13 protein-coding genes are annotated in these 14,649 nt (G+C 73.3%); all 13 read left to right on the plus strand.

The genetic code is table 11. The features are described 5' to 3' along the window. Positions 1-137 precede the first annotated feature (137 nt). A complete protein-coding gene (locus IO20_RS0110255) occupies positions 138-1,382 on the plus strand; it encodes an MFS transporter (protein WP_030548117.1) in 1,245 nt (414 codons plus the stop codon). Then, on the plus strand, positions 1,379-2,296 hold the full coding sequence (locus IO20_RS0110260; protein WP_030548118.1) for a TIGR03619 family F420-dependent LLM class oxidoreductase: 918 nt from the start codon (positions 1,379-1,381) through the stop codon (positions 2,294-2,296). Before IO20_RS0110255 ends, IO20_RS0110260 begins: the two co-directional genes overlap by 4 nt. Positions 2,297-2,345: 49 nt before the next feature. Next, the gene (locus tag IO20_RS0110265; RefSeq protein ID WP_030548120.1) at positions 2,346-3,296 is read left to right on the plus strand and encodes a LysR family transcriptional regulator; all 951 of its coding nucleotides are present in this window, start codon (positions 2,346-2,348) and stop codon (positions 3,294-3,296) included. 217 nt (positions 3,297-3,513) lie between these two features. After that, entirely contained in the window at positions 3,514-4,452 is a 939-nt protein-coding gene (locus IO20_RS0110270; protein WP_030548122.1) for a DMT family transporter, read from the plus strand. Positions 4,453-4,631: 179 nt separating this feature from the next. Beyond that, a complete protein-coding gene (locus IO20_RS0110275) occupies positions 4,632-5,207 on the plus strand; it encodes a LuxR C-terminal-related transcriptional regulator (protein ID WP_037635154.1) in 576 nt (191 codons plus the stop codon). A gap of 39 nt (positions 5,208-5,246) precedes the next feature. Further along, on the plus strand, positions 5,247-5,678 hold the full coding sequence (locus IO20_RS0110280) for a tautomerase family protein (RefSeq protein ID WP_030548126.1): 432 nt from the start codon (positions 5,247-5,249) through the stop codon (positions 5,676-5,678). 166 nt (positions 5,679-5,844) lie between these two features. Then, complete coding sequence (locus tag IO20_RS0110285) at positions 5,845-6,621, plus strand: maleate cis-trans isomerase family protein (RefSeq protein WP_051874343.1); 777 nt, start codon at positions 5,845-5,847, stop codon at positions 6,619-6,621. After that, a complete protein-coding gene (locus IO20_RS0110290; RefSeq protein WP_030548130.1) occupies positions 6,618-7,889 on the plus strand; it encodes an FAD-dependent oxidoreductase in 1,272 nt (423 codons plus the stop codon). The genes IO20_RS0110285 and IO20_RS0110290 overlap by 4 nt, the downstream gene beginning before the upstream one ends. Then, complete coding sequence (locus tag IO20_RS0110295) at positions 7,858-8,658, plus strand: aspartate/glutamate racemase family protein (protein WP_030548132.1); 801 nt, start codon at positions 7,858-7,860, stop codon at positions 8,656-8,658. The genes IO20_RS0110290 and IO20_RS0110295 overlap by 32 nt, the downstream gene beginning before the upstream one ends. Positions 8,659-8,809: 151 nt before the next feature. Beyond that, positions 8,810-9,832 (plus strand): porphobilinogen synthase, encoded by a 1,023-nt coding sequence (hemB, locus tag IO20_RS0110300; RefSeq protein WP_106978543.1) that lies wholly within the window; start codon positions 8,810-8,812, stop codon positions 9,830-9,832. Positions 9,833-9,836: 4 nt separating this feature from the next. Then, positions 9,837-11,237: a glutamyl-tRNA reductase gene (gene hemA / locus IO20_RS0110305; RefSeq protein ID WP_078945910.1), complete on the plus strand. Its 1,401-nt coding sequence runs from the start codon at positions 9,837-9,839 to the stop codon at positions 11,235-11,237. Further along, entirely contained in the window at positions 11,234-13,288 is a 2,055-nt protein-coding gene (locus IO20_RS0110310) for an acetate--CoA ligase family protein (protein WP_030548138.1), read from the plus strand. Before hemA ends, IO20_RS0110310 begins: the two co-directional genes overlap by 4 nt. Next, positions 13,285-14,589 (plus strand): glutamate-1-semialdehyde 2,1-aminomutase, encoded by a 1,305-nt coding sequence (hemL, locus tag IO20_RS0110315; RefSeq protein ID WP_030548139.1) that lies wholly within the window; start codon positions 13,285-13,287, stop codon positions 14,587-14,589. The genes IO20_RS0110310 and hemL overlap by 4 nt, the downstream gene beginning before the upstream one ends. Positions 14,590-14,649: the final 60 nt, after the last annotated feature.

Raw genomic sequence — 14,649 nt, forward strand, 5'->3', positions numbered from 1 at the left:
TTCGAGCGGACCGGGGGCCCGAGGCTGCGGAACCCCGAACCCTCTTCGGCGTCGACCGCTGCGAGCGGGACGGCCGGTCAGTAGCGTCGGCGGGACGGATCGACAGGACGTACGCGGATCAGCGACTCGGGGGGACCATGGGCGGCACGCGCGCGGTGGCCCTGCTCGCCCTCGGCTCCTTCGCCATGGGGACCGACGCCTACGCGATGGCGGGACTCCTCCCCGCCATCGGCGCCGACCTGCACGTCTCCGTCTCCCTCGCCGGCCAGTCCGTCACCGCCTTCACCCTCTGCTACGCCCTGGCGGCGCCCCTGTTCTCGGCCGTCCTCGCCCGCTGGGGCACCCGTACCGTCCTGGTGACCGCCCTCGTGGTCTTCGTCCTCGCCAACGCCGGGACCGCGCTCACCGGTTCGTACGCCGGGCTTCTCGGCACCCGCGCCCTCGCCGGGGCCGCGGCGGGCCTCTTCACCCCGGCGGCGGCCACCGCCGCCGTCGCGCTCGTCCCGCCCGAGCGGCGCGGCCGGGCCCTCGGCCTGGTCCTCGGCGGGATGAGCGCGGGCACCGTCCTCGGCGTGCCGCTCGGACTGCTCGTCGCGGCCGCCCACGGCTGGCGGGCGGCTCTCTGGCTGATCACCGCACTCGGCGTGGCCGCACTGCTCGGCGTCGCCGGCGCCCTCCCCCCGGTCCGGGGAGCTGCCGCGCCCTCGCTGCGGGCCAGGTTCGGCGCCCTCGCCCGGCCCCGGGTGGCCGTGGTCGTCGCCGTCACCTTCACCCAGACCGTCGCCGGCCTCGGGCTGTACACCTATCTGGAGCCGGTCCTGCACCGCGTCGCCGGCATCGGGAGCGTGGTGCCGTACCTGTGGGTCTGGGGCATCGGCGGCGTCTGCGGCAGCCTCCTCGCCGGCACCCTCGTCGACCGGACGGGCAAGCCCGCCCTGCTCGCCGTCGCCCTGCTCGGCACCCTCGGCGGCGCCCTGGCCCTGCTGCCGTGGGCCGGCGCCGTACCCGGACTCGTCCTGCTGCCCCTCGTGGTCTGGGGCGCGGTCGGCTGGGCCTTCGTCGTGCCGCAGCAGCACCGGCTCCTCGGCCCGGACGCCCAGGGGGGCGCGGCCGCCGTCGGCCTCAACAGCTCCGCCACCTACCTGGGCGGCGCCGTCGGCTCCGCGCTCGGCGGCCTCGCCCTCGCCCACGGGCTCGATGCAGGCCGGCTCCCGCTCCTGGCCGCCGGGGTCGCGTGCGCGGGAGTCCTCCTCCATCTCACGGCCGTGCCCGCGCTCGCCCGGCGCGAGGCCAGGACCGGCCGGCCCACCACGGAACACGCCCACGGGGCCGGAGCCGCGGACGCGACCGCGGCCGGGGCCCCGGAAAGGAACGCCCCATGAAGTTCGGCGTCAATCTGCCCAACTACGGGCCGGAGGCCACCCCCGACGCGCTCGCCGACTGGGCGCTGCGGGTCGAGTCGATGGGCTACCACTACGCCATGGTCTCCGACCACGTGGCGCTCACCCCGGACGTGCAGCACCTGTTCCCCGCCCCGTTCTACGACCCCCTCGCGACCCTCGCCTGGCTCGCCGGGGTCACCAGGACCGTCGGCCTCGGCACGACGGTGACGATCCTCCCGTACCGCCATCCCGTGCACACCGCACGGGTCGCCGCCAACATCGACCGGTTCAGCAACGGCCGGCTCGTCTTCGGCGCGGCGGCCGGCTGGGCGGCGGGGGAGTTCGCCGCACTCGGCGTCCCGTACCGCAGGCGCGGCGCGATCAGTGACGAGTACCTCGCCGCGATCAAGGCCTGCTGGGCGGACGAGGTCGCCTCCTTCGACGGCGCCCACGTCTCCTTCCGCGACCTGCACACCGGACCGCTTCCCGTGCAGCGGCCGGGCCCGCCCGTGTGGGTCGGCGGACACAGCCACGGCGCGCTCCGCCGGGCCGTCCGCCTCGGCGACGCCTGGCACCCCACGTCCGTCACCGGTGACTGGCTCATCGGCGTCGGCCTTCCGGCGCTCCGCCGGGTCGCCGAGGAACAGGAACTGCCCGTGCCCGACGTCTGCCCCCGCATCAAACTCCGGCTCACGTCACGCCCCTTGGGGCACGGGCGGCTCCTCGGCGAGGGCACGCGGGACCAGATCGCCGACGACCTCGGACTGCTCCAGGACCTGGGCGCGCGGGCCGTCGTCCTCGACCCCACCTACCCGGGCGACCGGCGGGAGCCGGGCCGCACCGCCCGCGACCTCGACGTGCTGGAGACACTGGTCAAGGAGGTCATCGACGTGGACGCCGGCTGCGTACGATGACCGGACGGCGGCAGCGGGAGCGGCACGGCAGGGTACGGGGGCAGGCGACATGACCGATCCGGACCTGCGGAAGCTGCGGGTGCTGAGGGAACTCAGCGAGCGCGGCACCGTCAGCGCGGCCGCCCGCGCCCTCCACCTCACCCCGCAGGCCGTCTCGCAGCAGATCAGCGCCCTCGGGCGGGAGTTGGGCGTCCCCCTCACCGAACCGTCCGGGCGTCGGCTGCGGCTCACGGCGGCGGCACGGATCGTGCTCCGGCACGCCGACGTCGTCTTCACCCAGGTCGAGCAGCTCCGCGCGGAACTCGCCGCCCACCGGGGCGGCGAGCGTGGCGAGGTGGCGATCGCCGGATTCTCCACGACCCTCTCGGCGCTGATCCTGCCCGCCGTGGCCCGGCTGCGCGAGACCCGGCCGCTGCTGCGGACCTCGCTCGCCGAGGTCGACCCGCCGGAGAGCTTCTCCCTGCTGCACCGCGGCGAGGCGGACGTGGTCATCTCCGCCGACACCGCCCGCGCCTTGGACACGGCCCGCGCCCCGGGCACGGCGGCGCAGGACGGCCGCCCCGACGGCCGGTTCCACCGGGTCCCGCTCTGCGACGACCCCTTCGACATCGCCCTGCCGGAAGGCCACCGGCTCCTGGACGGCGAGCGGCTCGTCCTCGCCGACCTCGCCGACGAGACCTGGATCTTCGCCACCACGGGCCTCTGTCACGACATCGGGGTGGCCGCGTGCACGGCGGCCGGGTTCACCCCGCAGGCCTCCCACGCCATCGGCGACTGGGACGCCACGCTCGCGGCGGTACGGCTCGGCCTGGGGGTCGCGCTGGTGCCACGGCTCGCCAAGCCGGCGCCGCGGCCCGAAGTGACGATCCGCGCGTTCAGCGAGCTGGCGCCCTCGCGCACGGTCTTCGCCGCCGTACGCGAGGGCAGCCAGACCTCCCCGGAGATCGCCGCCGTCCTGGACGCGCTCCGCACCGCGGCCACGGCGGCCGTCGCGGGCTGACCAGGCGGAGCGATTCGCCCGCCCGGCTGACCAGGCAGAGCGATTCGCACGCCCGGCTGACCAGGCGGAACGCGATTCGCCACGGCTCGTGGACGGTACCGTCCACAAGCCGTTGCTGGACCGGCCCGGCCGCCGGTGCGAGGCTCGAACCCGTACCGCGGACCGCCCCGCGCACCCCCTGCTTCTCCCCCTTCTCTCCTCCTGGAGCGGAACACCCATGTCCAAAGCCACGTACACGCGGCTGGCCGCGCTGAGCCTCATCTGGGGCTCCGTCTTCCTGTGGATCAAGATCGCCGGGTACGGCTTCTCACCCGTGCAGATGGTGCTGATCCGGCTCGCCCTCGGCGCCGTCGTCATCCTCGCCATCGGGTACGCCAAGGGCCTCCGACTGCCCAAGGATCCGGCCACCTGGGGCCATCTGACCGTCGCCGCCCTCCTCGGCAACGCCGTCCCGTGGACCCTGTACGCCCAGGGGGAGATCGCCGGATCGAGCAGCGTCGCCGCCGTGGTCAACGGCAGCGCGCCGATCTGGACCCTGGCCGCCGCCCTGCTCCTCGGCCAGGAGAAGAAGGTCTCCGGCTTCAAGGCGGGCGGGGTGCTGCTCGGCCTCGGTGGCACCGCGCTCATCGCCTCTCCCTGGAACTCCGCCTCCGCCGGGACCGGTTGGAGCATCCTCTGCTTCGTCCTCGGCTCCATCAGCTTCGGCGCCAGCTTCGCGTACATGGGCAAATTCCTCGTCGGCAAGGGCGTCCCGCCCCTGATGCTCGCGGGCGGGCAGCTCGGCGCCGCCACCGTGCTGCTCCTGGCCGCCTTCCCGTTCCTGGGACTCCAGACCGTCACCTGGCGCACCGACTCGGTGATCTCCGTCCTCGTCCTCGGCGTGGTCTGCACCGGCTTCGCCGCGCTTCTCAACTTCGAGCTGATCATCAAGGACGGGCCCACGGTCGCCTCCACCGTCACCTACCTGATGACCGCGGTGGCCGTCGTCCTCGGCGCCGTCGTGCTGAACGAGCCGCTCGGCTGGACCGTGTGGCTCGGGGCGGTGGCGGTCCTCGCGGCCACCGGTCTGCTCCGGCGCAAGCCGCGCCCCGCACCCGAGCCGCAGCCCCCGGCCGCCTCCGTACCGGCCGCGGTGGCGGCCGATCGGAGCCGATAGCCGGCCACCGTCGAAAATCGGCACCGCAAGGCGATACCCGGCCGTTTTCGGCGGCCGGGTGCGCGCCATTCCCTCGGAAATGCCGGGCGGTCGGCCGCAACATTGTGTTCATTAATGGTACGGGTGACGGATGGTAGCGTCATATACGGAAACACCCGGCCTTTGTGGGGGAGTCGTACGTGCCTTTTGTCGTCGAACTCGTCTTCCGTGGAAATGAGACGGACCGGTTGAGTTTCGGAGAGGCTCACCGGACCTACTGGAAAAGGATGGCCGCGCACGGCATCCTGCTCGGCGGCGGTCCCTGGCGGGACGGCAGCGGGGAACTCCTGGTCTGTGAGGCCCGCGACCGCCGCGCACTCTTACGGGTCCTGTACGCCGACCCGTACGCGCAGGCCCACCTCATCGGAGAGGTACGGGTCAGGGAATGGAACGCGACCATGGGGCAGGCGGTGCTCGCGGGCCTGGAGCGGACCACCGGCGGGGCCGGGACCCACGAGCGAATACGTCGGGGCGTCCCGGCGCCCGTCGCACCGCTCGCCCCGCCGAGCACCCGTGAGGGGCTGACCGCCCACGAGCGGCGCATCGCCACGATGATGCTCGACGGTCTGACCAACCGCCAGATCGCGGACTCCTTCACGGTGTCGACCCGGGCCGTGGAGCTGCACATCACCCGCATCTACCGCAAGCTCGACATCCGACGCCGCGCCCAACTGGCCGCTGCCATCGGCCGCTTCGAAGCCGCGCCGGCCCTCTGACCGGTCCGCCACACCACACGCACACGATGGGGAGTCACCATGCCGCTGGTCGAGATAACCGTTCCCGAGGGCGCCCTCTCCGAGGCTGCGGCGCAGGTCCTGCAGCAGCGGGTCGCCGACTCCGTGCTGACGGCCATGGGGCTGCCGCACACGGATTTCTTCGCCTCCGCCACCTGGGTGTACGTCCGTGAGGCCGCCAAGGGGCTCGCGACCACCGGGGCCGGCACGCCCCCCGGGGTCCTGGTCGTGGTCACGCCCCTGGAGGGCTTCCTCACCCCCGAGCGCAACGAGACCCTCTCCGTGGAGATCACCCGGCAGGCGAGGGAGGCGACGGGCTCCGACGCCGTGGTCTGGGTCGTCGTCAACGAGATCCCGGAGGGGAACTGGGCCGTGAACGGCGCTCTCACCCGCCGGGCGAAGATCGACGAATTCGTGGCCGAAGCAGAAGCGGAAGCCGCCCGCGCCCACTGAATTCAGCTTTTCGGAGGCGCCGCACCGTAATACGGTGCGGCGCCGTTCTTTTTGCGTGAATCCCGGTGCCGGATCAAGCCGCGGGTGCGGAATCCCGTATCGATGTACAGCCCGTCGGGATCGTACGGTGATGTCAATGGCACCGACGGATGGGAGAGACTCGTTCATGGCTCTGCATTCGGCGCCGCGACTCGGTGTGGTGGTTCCTTCGGGAAACGCCGCGGCCGAACCCGAGATCGGCAGCCTCGTCAGCCCCGCTTTCCATGTCCACACCTCGCGATTTCCGGTGCTCCCCGGAAAAGACCTGCGCGGCCGGCTCGAGACGTACAACGACGTGCTCCCCGAAGTGCTGGGGAATTTCGGCGGACTGCGTCTCGACGCCGCCGTCGTCTCCTGCACCGGTTCGCACTACCTTCTGACGCCGGACGGCGACCTGGCCCTCTGCGCGGAACTCTCCGAGCGCCTCGGATCACCCGTACGGTCAGCGGCCCTCGCCATTCTCGACACCGCGCGGGCGGTGGGTACGGAGCGGCTGGTCCTCGTCTCGCCGTACGAGCCCTGGCTCACCGAACTCTCCCGCGCCTACTGGGAGTCCGCGGGACTCGCGGTCGACCGGGTGGTCAAGGTCCGGGCCGGCGCCCGCTTCTCGCCGTACGACGTGACCACCGGCGAACTCGTCGCCCAGGTCCGGGAGGCCGAACTCCCCGAGGACGCGACGCTGTTGTTCACCGGCACCGGCATGTTCACCTTCGACGCCCTCGCCGAGCTGGGCCGCGACAGCGGACGCACCCTGCTCACCTCCAACCTGGCGAGCGCCTGGTGGGCCCGCGACACCCTCGGGCTCCCGGCCACGGGCCCGGACGCGCACCCGCTGCTGCGCAGGCTCGCGGAGCGGACCGGCCGTGACGACACCGCGGGGCGCGACGCGCTGGCCGTGTCGTGAGCGGCTCCCGTGCCTCCCGTGCCTCCGTCGGCACCGTCGCCGTCGTCGGCGCAGGCCCCGTCGGTCTGACCGCCGCCCTCGTCCTCGCCGAGGCCGGGGTCCCGGTGACCCTCGTGGAGTCCAGGGACGCGCCGGCCACCGAGTCCCGCGCGTCCACCTTCCACCCGTCCACCCTCGACCTCCTCGACGAACTCGGCGTCGCCGTCGCCCTGCGCCGCCAGGGCCGTACGGTCGACCGCGTCCAGTGGCGCGACCTGGACGGCGTCGTCCACGCCGAACTGGACTACGCCCTGCTCGCCGGGCACACCGCGCACCCGTACCGGCTCCACGTCGAACAGGCCCGGCTCACCCCGCTGCTGCTCGACCGGCTCACCGCGACCGGCCTCGCCGACATACGGTTCGGGGCCACCGTCACCGGAGCGGAGGACACCGGCGACGGGGTGCGGCTCCGCACCGAAGACGCGGCGGGGCGGGGGACCGTCAGCCGTCACCCGTACGTCCTGGCGGCCGACGGCAGCCGCAGTCGCCTCCGTGAACTCGCCGGGCTCCCCGGCACGGCCGAGGAGTACCCCGACTACGCCCTCCGCGTGGTCACCGAGTCACCGCTCGACGAGCTGCTCCCCGGGCTCGCCCCGCTCGCGTACGTCCGCGACCCGAGGGCCTCGTTCAGCGCGCTCGGCATGCCCGACCACTGGCGACTGATCTTCCGGATCCCGAACGGGGTGGCGCGGGACGAGGTCCTCACGCCGGAGGCCGTACGGGCCAGGGTCGAGCAGGCCCTGCCGGGCGCCGCCGGACGGGCCGTGCGCGTCGCCGACGCCCACACCTACCGGCTCGCACGGTTCCTGCTGCCCCGCTACCGGGCCGGCCGGGTGCTGTTCGCCGGGGACGCGGCCCACCTGACCTCCACCGCGGGCGGCCTGAACATGAACTGCGGGATCCACGACGCCGTGGAGACGGGACGGGCCCTCGCCGCCGTGCTGCGGGGCGAAGGGCCGGACGAGGCACCGCTCGACACGGCCCTCGGGCGCCGCCGCTCCGTCGTCGAGACGGCGGTCATCCCCCGCAGCGAGGCCCGCACGGCCGGACTCGACAGCGCGGCCGAACTCCCCGCCCGGCTCGCCTCCCTGAGGCGCACCGCCGCCGACCCCCGCTCGGCGACCGACTACCTGCTCAAGGCATCACTTCTCGACGTCGCACCACGACCCCTGACACGACCCCCGAAAGGTGAGGCGCATGCGGATCTGGTTTCACAAGCACACCGTTGAGGGACGCCTGCCGCTGCTCGACCAGTGGTACCGCGAACACCTGGACGCGATCGCCGCACCCGGCACCACCGTCGACATCAAGACCCTGCCGGCCGACACGTACCCCGACCGCACACCGTTCGGGCTCGTCGGCCACCACTCCGCGCAGGTGCTCTTCAGCCGGCACTTCTCCGAGTCGGCGCTCGTCGCCGAGCGCGAGGGCTACGACGCCTGGGTGATCGCCGCGGGCCAGGACCCCGGCCTGCGCGACGCCCGGCACCTCGCCTCCATCCCCACCCTCGGCTACGGCGAGACGGCCTTCTTCCTGTCCGCGCTCACCGGGCAGCGCTTCGGCGTCCTCGGTTTCATGCCGCCCCTGGAGGAGCCCATCCGGGCCAACATCCGGCAGTACCGCCTCGAATCCTCGCTGAGTTCCTACGAGGTCGTCCCCGGCGGCTGGGACTCCGTGCACCGCTCCCTCGAAGGGGACTTCGACGAGTTCGTCGAGGTGTACTCGGCAGCCGCCGAGCGGGCCGCACGCGCCGGGGCGGAGGTCATCATCCCCGCCGAGGGCATCCCCAACGAGATCCTCTGGCACCTCGGCATCCACGAGCTGCACGGACTCCCGGTGATCGACCCGGCGGGACTCGCCGTCAAACTCGCCGAAACCCTCGTGCAGCTGGGCGAGTTGAAGCTCTTCCAGCGCAGCGGCCACGGCTACTGGTTCAGCCGCCCCGAGGAGCCCGTGGCCAAGCACCTGGAGCAGGTGTTCCTGGGCGAGGCCCTCTAGGAGATGCCGTGTCCACCGCGCCGCGCGCCCCTCACGCCCCGCACCCGCACCCCCATACGCACCCGCACCCCCATACGCACGCGCACCCGTATGCGCACCCGCACCCGTACTCGTACTCGCACGCCGCCACGCCCTCCAGGGAGCCACGCCCATGACGTACGAAGCCGCCTACGGCCGCAACATCGCCGGCACCGACCCCGCCGCCCCCTACTACCGCCCCCGCCGCCTGCGCCGGACGCCCGCGCTGCGCCGCTTCGCCGCCGAGACCCGGGTCGGCCCCGCCAACCTCGTCCAGCCCCTCTTCCTCCGCGAGGGCCTCGGCGAGCCCCGGGAGATCCCGTCCATGCCGGGCGTCTTCCAGCACACCCGCGACACCCTCAGGAAGGCCGCGGCCGAAGCGGTCGCCAACGGCGTCGGCGGACTGATCCTCTTCGGCATCCCCGAGCAGAAGGACCCCACCGGCACCGGTGCCGTCGACCCCGACGGCATCCTCCAGGTCGCCCTGCGCGACGTCGTCGCCGAGGTCGGCGACTCCACCGTGATCATCGGGGACATCAACCTCGACGAGTACACCGACCACGGGCACACCGGAGTCCTGGACGCGAACGGCGACGTCGACAACGACGCCAGCATCGAGCTGTACGCCCGGGCTGCCGTCGTCCAGGCCGACGCGGGCGCCCAGATCGTCGCCCCCAGCGGCATGATGGACGGCCAGGTGCGCCGTATCCGCGAGGCCCTCGACCGGGCCGGCCACCAGTCCGTCGCCATCCTCGGCTACTCCGCCAAGTACGCCTCGCACTTCTACGGCCCCTTCCGGGACGCCGTCGAGTCCACCCTGCGCGGCGACCGCAAGGGCTACCAGCAGTTCCCCGGCAACATCCGCGAATCCCTCCTGGAGGTCTCGCTGGACGTGGCCGAGGGCGCCGACCTGGTGATGGTCAAACCCGCGCTCGCGTACCTCGACATCGTCCGGCTCATCGCCGACCACGTGCAGGTGCCCGTCGCCGCCTACCAGGTCTCCGGCGAGTACTCCATGGTCGAGGCGGCCGCCGCCAAGGGCTGGATCGACCGCGACCAGGTCGTCCGCGAGAGCCTTGCCTCCATCCACCGCGCGGGCGCCACCCAGATCATCACGTACTGGGCCTCCGAGTTCGCCCAGAGCCTGGACCGGTGACCCGGTGACCGCGTCCTCCACCATGCTGGTCCTCGGCATCAGCCACGCCAGCGCCCCGCTCGACCTCCTGGAGAGACTCGCCGGGACCGACCGGCCCACCGAGGACCTCGTCTCCGACGTGACCTCCGTCGACGGCATCGACGCCGCCGTCGTCGTCTCCACCTGCAATCGCCTGGAGATCTACGCCGAGACCCGGGTCGGCTCCTCCGGAGCCGGCGGACCCTCCGAACTCGAAGGGCTCGGAGCGCTGTTCGCCCGGCACACCGGCGTCGACCACGAGGAGATCGCCCCCCACCTCTACAGCCACCACGCCGACGGGGCCGTACGCCACCTCTTCGCCGTGGCCTCCGGCCTCGAATCGGTGGTGGTCGGCGAGGACCAGATCCTCGGCCAGGTCAAACTGGGCCTCGAACGGTCCCAGCGGCTCGACCGGACCGGCCGGGTCCTCGCCAAGGCCGTGCAGACGGCCCTGCGGGTCGGCAAGCGGGCCCGCAACGAGACCGGACTCAACGAGGCGGGCCGCTCGCTCGCCACCGCCGGACTCGGCTTCTTCGAGCGCCGGATCGGCTCGGCCGGCTCCCTGCACGGCAAGACCGCCCTGGTCATCGGCGCCGGAGCGTTCGCCGGAGTCGTCGTGGCCGCGCTGCGCCGCTCCGGCCTCGACCGGGTGCACGTCGCCAACCGCACCCCGGAGAAGGCACAGCGCCTCGCCGAGACCGGCGGGGGAGCGGGGTACGACCTGACGGACGTGCCCCGGCTGCTCACCGAGGTGGACGTGGTGGTCGGCGCGACGGCCGCCACCGGCCACCTCGTCACCGCACGGCACGTCGAGGAGGCGCTCGCCGCCCGGGACGGCCGGGAACTGTTCCTGCTCGATCTGTCGCTGCCGCACAACATCGCGCCCGCCGCGGCCGGACTGCCCGGCGTCACCTTCGTCGACCTGCGCCGGATCGCGGAGGAGGGCCAGGAGGACGAGATCTCCACGGCCAGCGTCCAGGCCGCGCACGAGCTGATCGACGCGGAGGTCGCCCGGTTCCGCACCGGTCTCCGCCTGGCGGGCGCCAAGCCCGTCCTCACCGCGCTGCGGGCGGCCGCCACCGAGGCCGCCGAGGCCGAACTCGACCGACTGCAAAGGCGGTTGGAGGGCGTCGACAGCGCGGTCAGGAAGGAGATCGACCGCAGCGTGCGCCGCATCGTCGACAAGGCCCTCCATCAGCCGACCGTCCTCGTGCGGGAGCTGGCGGCCGACCCGGACGGAGCCCGGCACATCGCCGCCTTCGCGCGCCTCTTCGCGGCGGCGGAGGACGGCACCACCGGCACCACCACCGACACCCCCACGAACGACGTGAACACCACGCACACCACGAACAGCACGACCGACAACAAGATCGAGGCCATCGCATGAGTGACATCTCGGCTCTCTGGGAAGCCGGATCCATCGCCGTCATCGGCGCCAGCGAGCGCCCCGGCGCCCTGGGCCGCAAGCCGCTCGACTACCTCCTCCGGTACGGCTACAAGGGCCGCGTCCTGCCGGTCAACCCGCGTTCACCGGAGATCCTCGGCATCCCCGCGTACCCCAGCGTGAAGGACGCCCCCGGCCCCGTCGACCTGGCCCTGATCATGGTCTCGGCCGAGCGCGTCCCCGGCGCCGTCGACGACTGCGTCGCCGCGGGCGTCAAGCTCGCCGTCATCGCCTCGTCCGGTTTCGCCGAGACCGGCGAGGAGGGCGCCCGCCTCCAGGCGGAGGTGGTCGCCAAGGCGCGTGCCGGCGGCCTGCGGATCATCGGCCCCAACTGCATCGGAGCCGTCGGGTACGAGAACCGCGTCCTCGCCACCTTCAGCCCCCTCTTCGGCGCCGAGTCCGTGCCCTTCGAACCCGGCACCCTCGCCTTCGTCAGCCAGAGCGGCGCCCTCGGCTTCGGCGCCGCCAGCCTCGCCCTGGAGCGGGGCCTGCGCCCCGGCTGGGTGGTCAGCACCGGCAACGACGCCGACGTCACCGCACTCGAAGTCCTCCGCGAGCTCGCCGCTGTGCCCGAAGTGACCGGTCTGCTCGGCTACCTGGAGGACACCCCCGACATCGCGACGCTGCGCGAGCTGGCCGGCTCCGGAAAGCCCGTCGCCCTGCTCAAGTCGGGCCGTACGGAGGCGGGCGGCCGCGCCGCCGCCTCGCACACCGGGGCCCTCGCCACCGACGACCGCGTCCTGGACGCCGCCCTGCGCGGCCTCGGCATCGTCCGGGTCGACGACATCGACGAACTGCTCGACGTGGCACGGGTCTTCGAGTCCGAGCGGCGCCCCACCGGCAACCGGGTCGCCGTGGTCACCACCTCCGGCGGATCCGGCATCCTCGCCGCCGACGCCGTCGAGGCGCACGGCCTGGAACTCAGCGCCCTCGAACCGCGCAGCAAGGAGGCGCTCGCCGAGATCGTCCCCGCCTTCGGAGCCATCGACAACCCCGTCGACATCACGGCCACGGTCCTCAGCGACCCCTCGCTCTTCGACCGCTCCCTCGACGTCCTGATCGCCGACGACACCGTCGACATCATCGTCGCCGCCTTCTGCGTGATGGCGGGCCCCGACGTCGAGAAGGCCGTCAACGCCCTCTTCCGGGCCGCCCTGAAGGGCGGCAAGCCCATCCTCGTCGCCCGCACGGGAGCCGACTTCCTCGCCCCCGACGCCCCGCGCGACCTGCGCGAGGCCGGGCTCCCCGAGTACCCGACCCCCGCCCGCGCGCTGCGCGCCGCCGCCGCCCTGTGGGAGGTCAGCCGTCCCCGGGTGCTGCCCGACGCCCCGCGCCCCGGGACCGTTCCCGGCCCCGGCGTCGACGCCTCGGAGCCCGAGCTGAAGCGGCTCCTCGCCGAGGCCGGGATCGCCGTGCCCCGGGGCCGTATCGCGGAGGACGCGGAGGACGCGGCCCGCGCCGTGACCGAGGTCGGCGGTACGGCGGTGCTCAAGGCCGTGGTGCCGGGCCTGCTCCACAAGACGGAGGCCGGTGGCGTCGAGATCGGCGTCACCGCCGACACCGCGCCGGAGGTCTTCGGCCGGCTCGCCGCGCTCGGCGGACAGGTCCTCGTCGAGGAACTGGTCGGAGAAGGAGTCGAGTTGATCGTCGGTGTCCACACCACCGACCTGGGGCCCGTGCTCACCGCCGGCCTCGGCGGGATCTTCACCGAGGTCCTGGACGACGTCGGCCACCGGCTCCTGCCGCTGGCCCCGGGGGAGGGCGCCGAACTCCTCGCGGGGCTGCGCGGCGCCAAGATACTCGCCGGCACCAGGGGACGGGCGGCCGTGGACGTGCGGGCCGCCGCCGAGCTGCTGCACGCCGTCGGCGAACTGGTCCAGGACTGGCCGGCGGGCTTCGCCCTCGACCTCAACCCCGTGCGCGTCCTGGAGCGGGGCGCCGTCGTCCTGGACGCCGCTCTCAGCCACGAAGCCCCCGAGGAGGCCGGCCGATGAGCGGCGGAACGACGACCCGCAGCGAGGCGCTCTTCGAGCGCGCGCGCAGGGTCACCCCCGGCGGCGTCAACTCCCCGGTCCGCGCCTTCGGGGCCGTCGGCGGCACCCCGCGCTTCATCGCCTCGGCCCAGGGCCCGTACCTCACCGACAGCGACGGCAACGAGTACGTCGACCTGATCTGCTCCTGGGGCCCGATGATCCTCGGGCACCGGCACCCGGCCGTCGTCGAGGCCGTCACCGGTGCCCTCGAACGCGGCACGTCCTTCGGCGCTCCGTCCACCGGAGAGGTCGAGCTCGCCGAGGAGATCGTCGACCGGGTCGCCCCGGTCGAGCAGGTACGGCTCGTCAGCTCCGGCACCGAGGCCACGATGTCGGCGATCCGCCTGGCGCGCGGCTTCACCGGCCGCGGCAAGATCGTGAAGTTCGCGGGCTGCTACCACGGTCACGTCGACGCGCTGCTCGCCTCGGCCGGCTCCGGCCTCGCCACCTTCGCGCTGCCCGACACACCGGGCGTCACCGGCGCCCAGGCGAGCGACACGATCGTCCTGCCGTACAACGACCTGGCCGCCGTCGAGAAGGTCTTCGCCGAGATCGGCGACGAGATCGCCGCCGTCATCACGGAGGCCGCCCCGGGAAACATGGGCGCCGTCCCTCCGCTGCCCGGCTTCAACGCGGGCCTGAAGGAGATCACCGCCCGGCACGGGACGCTGTTCATCTCCGACGAGGTGATGACCGGCTTCCGCGCGAGCCGCGCCGGCTGGTACGGGCGGGACGGCGTCGCCCCCGACCTGCTGACCTTCGGCAAGGTCATGGGCGGCGGCTTCCCCGCGGCGGCCTTCGGGGGCCGCGCGGACGTCATGGCCCACCTCGCCCCGGCGGGTCCCGTCTACCAGGCGGGCACGCTCTCGGGGAACCCGGTCGCCACCGCGGCGGGTCTGGCCACCCTCCGGCACAGCACCGCCGAGGTGTACGAGCGGCTCGACCACGTGTCGGGGACGATCGGCCGCGAGGTGTCCGCCGCGCTCACCAAGGAGGGCGTGGCGCACCGGCTCCAGTACTCCGGGACGATGTTCTCCGTGTTCTTCACCGAGGACGAGGTCGTCGACTTCGACGGCGTCCGCGCCACGGAGTCGTACCGCTACCGGCCCTTCTTCCACGAGCTGCTGCGCCGGGGCGTCTATTTGCCGCCCTCGCCGTTCGAGGCCTGGTTCGTCTCCGCTTCCCACGACGACACGGCGATCGGCCGGGTGGTCGAGGCGCTTCCGGCAGCGGCGGCGGCAGCGGCCGCGGCGAAGCCCTGACGGCGGAGCGGTACGTCTTCGGGCACGAGAAAAGCCCCCGTGGAAACACCACGGGGGCTT

The organism is Streptomyces exfoliatus (assembly GCF_000725545.1).
Classification (GTDB): Bacteria; Actinomycetota; Actinomycetes; order Streptomycetales; family Streptomycetaceae; genus Streptomyces; species Streptomyces exfoliatus.